This is a genomic window from Ramlibacter sp., from assembly GCF_036383835.1.
GTDB lineage: Bacteria > Pseudomonadota > Gammaproteobacteria > Burkholderiales > Burkholderiaceae_C > Ramlibacter.
Window position 1 is genome coordinate 155,927 of record NZ_DASVNN010000035.1, and the last position, 7,427, is coordinate 163,353.

Consider the following 7,427-nt stretch of genomic DNA (forward strand, 5'->3'; position numbering starts at 1 on the left):
CGGCGCGGCCGAGCCGCCACCCGGCTCGGCAGCAGGTCCTTACACTCGTCCCCCATGCTCTGGGTGAAGGCCTTCCACATCGTGTTCGTGGCCAGCTGGTTCGCCGGCTTGTTCTACCTGCCGCGGATTTTCGTCAACCTCGCGATGGTGCCGCCCGGCTCCGAGGCCGAACGTGAGCGCCTGCTGTTGATGGCGCGCAAGCTGCTGCGGTTCACCACGATGCTGGCGGTGCCCGCGGTGGCGCTCGGCCTGTGGCTGTGGCTCGGCTACGGAATCGGCCGCGGCGCCGGCTGGATGCACGCCAAGCTGGCTGTCATATTGCTGACGATCGGCTACCACCATGCCTGTGCCGTCCTGCTGCGCAAGCTCGCCTCGGGAGCGAGCCGCCGCAGCCACGCCTGGTTCCGCTGGTTCAACGAGCTGCCCGTGCTGTTCCTGCTCGGCGCGGTGATCCTGGTCGTGGTCAAGCCCTTCTGAGCACGATGCACAAGACGTCGGCCTGGCCGCTCTCCGGTGCTTACGCGCTGCTGGTGGTGTACGCCAGCCTGTACCCGTTCTCGGGCTGGCGCAACCAGCAGATCCCGCCCTGGGATTTCCTGTTCGCCGGCTGGCCCAAGTACTGGACGGGCTTCGACCTCGCGGCCAACGTGGTGGGCTACATCCCGCTCGGCTTCCTGCTGGCGCTCAGCTTCATCCGGCGCGGCAACGTGCGCTATGTCGCCAGCCATCCCAACCTGGCGGCGATCGCGGTGGCGGTGCTCGCCGGCACCGGCCTGTCGCTGGTGATGGAGGGCTTCCAGAACTACCTGCCTTCGCGCGTCGCCTCCAACGTGGACTTCGGCCTGAACGTCTTCGGCACGTTGCTCGGGGCCGTCACGGCGACCGCGCTGGAGGTGGGCGGCGCGATCGACCACTGGAGCCGCTTTCGCGAACGCTGGTTCATCCCGGAGGCGCGCGGCGCGCTGGTGCTGCTGGCGCTGTGGCCGTTCGCCCTGCTGTTCCCCGCGGCGGTGCCGCTCGGCCTGGGCCAGGTCCTCGAGCGGCTGGAAGAGGCGATCGCCGAGTGGCTGCTGGAGACGCCCTTCCTGGAGTGGCTGCCGATGCGCGAGATCGAACTGCAGCCGCTGGTGCCGGCCGCGGAACTCCTGTGCGTGGCGCTCGGCGCGTTCATTCCCTGCCTGCTCGGCTACACGATCCTGCGCAGCGTGGGCCGCCGCGCGGTGTTCGCCGTGGTCGCGGTGGCGCTGGGCATCGCGGTGACGGCGCTGTCGGCGGCGCTCAGCTGGGGGCCGACGCATGCCTGGGCCTGGCTCAGCCTGCCGGTGCGCATCGGCCTGCTGTTCGGGCTGGTGCTCGCGATGCTGATGCTGGCGGTGCCGCGCCGCGGCTGCGCTGCCATGCTGCTGATGGCGCTGGTGGTTCACCTGAGCGTGTTGAACCAGGCGCCGGCCAGCGCCTACTTCACCGACACGCTGCAGGCCTGGGAGCAGGGCCGTTTCATCCGCTTCCACGGCCTGGCGCAGTGGCTCGGATGGCTCTGGCCTTACGTGGTGCTGGTCTATGTGCTGCTGCGGCTCTCGCGCCGGGAAGCGACTCCTACAATCCCCGCATGAGCGCGCCCGAGAACCAGTACTACAGCCACCACGTCTTCTTCTGCCTGAACAAGCGCGAGAACGGGGAGGCCTGCTGCGCCGACCACGACGCGCAGGCAGCGTTCGATCGCTGCAAGTCCAGGGTGAAGGCGCTGGGGCTCGCCGGGCCCGGCAAGGTGCGCGTGAACAAGTCGGGCTGCCTCGATCGCTGCCAGGGCGGGCCGATCGCGGTGGTGTACCCGGAAGGCACCTGGTACACCTACGTGGACGAAAACGACATCGACGAGATCGTCGAGTCGCACCTGAAGAACGGCAAGGTGGTGGAGCGCCTCCTGACGCCGCCGCACCTGGGTCGTTGACATGAACGCCCAGACCGAGCGCCTGGAAGTCTCCGGGCCGGCGGGGCGCATGCAGGTGCTGCGCGACCAGCCGCAGGGCACGCCGCTCGGCACCGCCTTCATTTCGCACCCGCACCCGCTCTTTGGCGGCACCATGGACAACAAGGTGGTGCAGACGCTCGCGCGCGCCTTCGTCCAGGGCGGCTGGACCGCCGTGCGCTTCAACTTCCGCGGCGTCGGCACCAGCGAGGGCACGCACGACAACGGCATCGGCGAAGCGGCCGACCTGCAGTCGCTGATCGCGCAGCTCGCGCCGGATGGCGCGCTCGCGCTGGCCGGCTTCTCTTTCGGCGGCTACGTGACCGCGCAGGCGGTCGAGGCGCTCTGGACGCAGCGCGACATCCGCTTCGTCGTGCTGGTGGGCACCGCGGCGGCGCGCTTCCCGGTGCCCGCGCTGCCGCCCGAAAGCCACGACCGCACGCTTGTCATCCACGGCGAGCGGGACGAGACGGTGCCGCTCGCCGCCGCGCTCGATTGGGCGCGGCCGCAGTCACTGCCGGTTACGGTCGTTCCCGGGGTCGAGCATTTCTTTCACGGACAATTGCCGCTCTTGAAGAACTTGGTGGTCCGCCACCTGCGCACACAGGGATGACGATTCGTTGGAAGCAGGCGCTGCTGGCGCCGCTGCTCGCCCTTTTCTGCCTGGCCGCCGCGGCCCAGGTTCCCCAGCCCCCCGAAGTCGCCGCCCGCAGCTACCTGCTGCTGGACGTCAGCGCCAACCAGGTGCTGGCCGCGCGCGATCCGGACGCGCCGGTCGAACCCGCATCGCTGACCAAGCTGATGACGGGCTACCTGGTGTTCGACGCGCTGAAGGCCAGGAAGATCACGCTGCAGCAGACGCTGCCGGTGAGCACGCGCGCCTGGAAGATGCCCGGTTCGCGCATGTTCATCGATCCGAAGATGCAGGTGCCGGTGGAGGACCTGATCAAGGGCATGATCGTCCAGTCGGGCAACGACGCCACCGTGGCGCTGGCCGAAGGCGTCGGCGGAACGGTGGAGCACTTCGTGGAGCTCATGAACCAGCAGGCCAAGGCGCTGGGCATGAAGAACACCGGCTACAAGAATCCCGAGGGCCTGGCCGCGCCGGGCCACACGACCACGGCGCGCGACCTGGGCATCCTGTCCACGCGGCTGCTGCAGGACTTCCCGGAGTACCTGGACTTCTACAAGATCCAGAAGTACCGCTACCAGGGCACGCCGACGGCCAACGACACGAACCGGAACCTGCTGCTGTTCCGCGACCCGACGGTGGATGGCCTCAAGACCGGCCACACCGCCGCGGCGGGCTACTGCCTGATCGCCACCGCCAAGCGCGATTTCCCCAACCTGCAGGGCCGCCGGCTGCTGGCGATCGTGCTGGGGGCCAGCAGCGAGACCGCCCGTGCCAACGAGGCCCAGAAGCTGCTGAACTGGGGCTACACCGCCTTCGAAGGCCTGAAGCTGTTCGACGGCAACCAGGCGGTGCTCGCCCCGCACATCTGGAAGGGCACGGCCGATGCGGTCAAGCTGGGCCAGCCGCAGCCGATCGTGCTGTCGGTGCCGGCGGGCAGCAGTTCCAGGATCAAGACCCAGGTGGCGCGGCCCGATCCGCTGGTGGCGCCCATCGCCAAGGGCCAGCAGGTCGGCACGCTCAAGATCCTCTCGGGCGACCAGGTGCTGCGCGAGGTGCCGCTGGTGGCGCTGGAAGGCGTGGAGCAGGCCGGGGTCTTCGGCCGGGCCTGGGATTCGATCCGGTTGTGGATCAAGTGAGGCTCGCGCCCGCGTAGCGGGGCCGCAGCGTCATCCCTGCGCAGGGAGGGATCCGGAAGAGCCCGCCGCCGGCGGGCGTTTTCACGCCCTGGGCCCCCGCCTTCGCGGGGGTGACGGAGCTCCGGCATGGCGGGCTTCCACCAGCCGGGATATACTCGCGGGCTTTCCCGCAATTTGGGGCGGGAGAAGCTTTCCCATTTCACAAACGTTTAGGGACGTTTTTCAATGCCAACCATCAACCAGCTCGTGCGTCAGGGTCGCGAGGTCGAAAAGACCAAGTCGAAGTCCCCCGCGATGCAGAACAGCCCCCAGCGTCGGGGCGTGTGCACCCGCGTGTACACCACGACGCCGAAGAAGCCGAACTCCGCTCTGCGCAAGGTCGCCAAGGTGCGCCTGACCAACGGTTTCGAAGTCATCTCCTACATCGGCGGTGAAGGCCACAACCTCCAGGAACACTCCGTGGTCCTGGTGCGCGGCGGCCGCGTGAAGGACCTGCCCGGTGTGCGTTACCACATCGTCCGCGGTTCCCTGGACCTGCAGGGCGTGAAGGATCGCAAGCAGTCCCGTTCCAAGTACGGCGCCAAGCGCCCGAAGAAGGCCTAACAGCCAGTCGTAGTTTGTCGGTGCTCGTTCGGCCCTGGCAGGCTGAAAGAGCGTAGTGACCCACTTTCGGGTCGAGTAAGCGGGAAGCCGGATGGCTCCCTGGGTCCCTCGAGGGCCAGCTGAAGCAAATAGAGAGGTTAGAAATGCCACGTCGCCGCGAAGTCCCTAAGCGTGAAATCCTGCCGGATCCCAAGTACGGCAATGTCGAGCTTGCCAAGTTCATGAACGTCATCATGCAAGGCGGCAAGAAGGCGGTCGCCGAGCGCATCGTCTACGGTGCGCTCGAGCAGATCGAGAAGAAGAACCCCGGCCGCGACCCGCTGGAAGCCTTCACCATGGCCATCGCCAACGTGAAGCCGATGGTCGAGGTGAAGTCCCGCCGCGTCGGCGGCGCCAACTACCAGGTGCCGGTGGAAGTGCGTCCGGTCCGCCGCCTGGCCCTGTCCATGCGCTGGATCAAGGAAGCCGCCAAGAAGCGCGGCGAGAAGTCGATGGCGCTGCGCCTGGCGAACGAACTCATGGAAGCCACGGAAGGCCGTGGCGGCGCCATGAAGAAGCGCGACGAAGTGCACCGCATGGCCGAGGCCAACAAGGCCTTCAGCCACTTCCGCTTCTAAGAATCGTCCCCATCTAACGGAGCGGGCCCGCCACGAGCGGGCCTGCGCCCTTTTCCAGAAAGACTCATCATGGCCCGCAAAACGCCCATCGAGCGCTACCGCAACATCGGTATCTCCGCGCACATCGACGCCGGCAAGACCACGACCACCGAGCGCATCCTGTTCTACACGGGTGTGAACCACAAGATCGGCGAAGTGCACGATGGCGCCGCCACCATGGACTGGATGGAGCAGGAGCAGGAGCGTGGCATCACGATCACTTCCGCTGCCACGACCTGCTTCTGGAAGGGCATGGACATGTCCTTCCCCGAGCACCGGATCAACATCATCGACACCCCCGGCCACGTGGACTTCACCATCGAGGTGGAGCGTTCCATGCGCGTGCTGGACGGCGCCTGCATGGTGTACTGCGCCGTGGGCGGCGTGCCGCCGCAGTCCGAAACCGTCTGGCGCCAGGCCAACAAGTACAAGGTGCCCCGCCTCGCGTTCGTCAACAAGATGGACCGCACCGGCGCGAACTTCTTCAAGGTCTACGACCAGATGAAGCTGCGCCTGAAGGCCAACCCGGTGCCCATCGTGATCCCGATCGGCGCCGAGGAGAACTTCACCGGCGTGGTCGACCTGCGCAAGATGAAGGCCATCGTCTGGGACGAAGCGTCCCAGGGCATGAAGTTCACCTTCGAGGACATCCCGGCCGACCTGGTGGAAACCGCCAAGGAATGGCGCGAGAAGATGGTCGAGGCCGCCGCCGAAGCCAACGAGGAACTGATGAACAAGTACCTCGAGGAAGGCGACCTGACCGAGCAGGAGATCACGCTGGGCCTGCGCACGCGCACGATCGCCGGCGAGATCCAGCCGATGCTGTGCGGCACCGCCTTCAAGAACAAGGGCGTGCAGCGCATGCTCGACGCCGTCATCGAACTGATGCCCTCCCCGGTGGACATTCCCCCGGTCAAGGGCCTGGACGAGGACGAGCAGCCGGTCACCCGCAAGGCCGACGACACCGAGAAGTTCTCGGCGCTCGCGTTCAAGCTGATGACCGACCCGTTCGTGGGCCAGCTCACCTTCGTGCGCGTCTATTCCGGCGTGCTCACGAAGGGCGACAGCGTGTTCAACCCGATCCGCGGCAAGAAGGAGCGCATCGGCCGGATCGTGCAGATGCACGCCAACAACCGCATGGAAGTCGACGAGATCCGCGCCGGCGACATCGCCGCCTGCGTGGGCCTGAAGGACGTCACCACCGGTGAAACCCTGTGCGACCCGGCGTCGATCGTCATGCTCGAGCGCATGGTGTTCCCGGAGCCCGTGATCGCGCAGGCCGTCGAGCCGAAGACCAAGGTCGACCAGGAAAAGATGGGCATCGCCCTGAACCGCCTGGCCGCCGAAGACCCGTCGTTCCGCGTGCGCACCGACGAGGAATCCGGCCAGACCATCATCGCCGGCATGGGCGAGCTGCACCTGGAAATCATCGTCGACCGCATGAAGCGCGAGTTCGGCGTGGAAGCCAACGTCGGCAAGCCGCAGGTGGCCTACCGCGAAACCATCCGCCGCACCGTGGAAGACGCGGAAGGCAAGTTCGTGCGCCAGTCGGGCGGCAAGGGCCAGTACGGCCACGTCGTGCTGAAGATCGAGCCGAACGAGCCGGGCAAGGGCATCCAGTTCGTCGACGCCATCAAGGGCGGCGTGGTGCCGCGCGAGTTCATTCCCGCGGTCGAGAAGGGCATCAACGAAGCCGTCACGCAGGGCGTGCTGGCCGGTTACCCGGTGGTCGACGTCAAGGTGACGCTGCACTTCGGCTCGTACCACGACGTGGACTCGAACGAACTGGCGTTCAAGATGGCCGCCATCTTCGGCTTCAAGGAAGGCGCGAAGAAGGCCCAGCCCGTGATCCTCGAGCCGATGATGGCCGTGGAAGTCGAGACGCCCGAGGACTACGCCGGCAACGTGATGGGCGACCTGTCGTCCCGTCGCGGCATGGTGCAGGGCATGGACGACATGCCCGGCGGCGGCAAGGTCATCAAGGCCGAAGTTCCGCTGGCTGAAATGTTCGGCTACTCCACCACCCTGCGCTCGATGTCGCAAGGCCGCGCGACGTACACGATGGAGTTCAAGCACTACAGCGAAGCTCCGAAGAACGTCGCCGAGACGATCGTCGCGGCTCGCGCGAAGTAAAAGCATCGTCATCCCCGCGCAGGCGGGGATCCAGACCGCCGGCGAAAGCCGGTCGTCTGCGACCCGACCCCTCACGCTGCCCGTGGCGTGGGACCCAGGAGCCGGGTGCAGACGTAAAACCCCATCACGGGCATTGCTCTTTCTGGAGATTTCTCAATGGCAAAAGGTAAGTTCGAGCGGACCAAGCCGCACGTCAACGTGGGCACCATCGGCCACGTGGACCATGGCAAGACGACCCTGACGGCGGCGATCACCACCGTGCTGTCGACCAAGTTCGGCGGTGAGGCCAAGGCGTA

Annotated in this window: 9 protein-coding genes; all 9 read left to right on the forward strand. The window is 66.8% G+C overall.

Annotated elements, in window-relative coordinates; translation table 11 throughout:
- Window positions 1-54 precede the first annotated feature (54 nt).
- Window positions 55-477, forward strand: a complete 423-nt coding sequence (locus tag VF522_RS06430) for a CopD family protein (protein ID WP_330907406.1) — start codon at window positions 55-57, stop codon at window positions 475-477.
- A 5-nt stretch (window positions 478-482) separates the two neighbouring features.
- Window positions 483-1,613 (forward strand): VanZ family protein, encoded by a 1,131-nt coding sequence (locus tag VF522_RS06435; protein WP_330907407.1) that lies wholly within the window; start codon window positions 483-485, stop codon window positions 1,611-1,613.
- Window positions 1,610-1,951, forward strand: a complete 342-nt coding sequence (locus VF522_RS06440; protein ID WP_330907408.1) for a (2Fe-2S) ferredoxin domain-containing protein — start codon at window positions 1,610-1,612, stop codon at window positions 1,949-1,951. Before VF522_RS06435 ends, VF522_RS06440 begins: the two co-directional genes overlap by 4 nt.
- A 1-nt stretch (window position 1,952) precedes the next feature.
- Window positions 1,953-2,582 carry an alpha/beta hydrolase gene (locus VF522_RS06445; RefSeq protein ID WP_330907409.1) on the forward strand — a complete coding sequence of 210 codons (630 nt, stop codon included), beginning with the start codon at window positions 1,953-1,955 and terminating at the stop codon, window positions 2,580-2,582.
- Window positions 2,579-3,739, forward strand: coding sequence for a D-alanyl-D-alanine carboxypeptidase family protein (locus tag VF522_RS06450; protein ID WP_330907410.1), 1,161 nt, complete (start codon window positions 2,579-2,581; stop codon window positions 3,737-3,739). The genes VF522_RS06445 and VF522_RS06450 overlap by 4 nt, the downstream gene beginning before the upstream one ends.
- 225 nt (window positions 3,740-3,964) lie before the next feature.
- Window positions 3,965-4,342, forward strand: coding sequence for a 30S ribosomal protein S12 (gene rpsL, locus VF522_RS06455; protein ID WP_017759704.1), 378 nt, complete (start codon window positions 3,965-3,967; stop codon window positions 4,340-4,342).
- Between the two features lie 143 nt (window positions 4,343-4,485).
- Window positions 4,486-4,959 (forward strand): 30S ribosomal protein S7, encoded by a 474-nt coding sequence (rpsG, locus tag VF522_RS06460; RefSeq protein WP_201674570.1) that lies wholly within the window; start codon window positions 4,486-4,488, stop codon window positions 4,957-4,959.
- Between the two features lie 69 nt (window positions 4,960-5,028).
- Entirely contained in the window at window positions 5,029-7,131 is a 2,103-nt protein-coding gene (gene fusA, locus VF522_RS06465) for an elongation factor G (protein WP_330907411.1), read from the forward strand.
- A gap of 156 nt (window positions 7,132-7,287) precedes the next feature.
- Window positions 7,288-7,427 (forward strand): GTP-binding protein (locus tag VF522_RS06470; protein WP_330907415.1); only part of this gene is annotated, 140 nt, incomplete at its 3' end.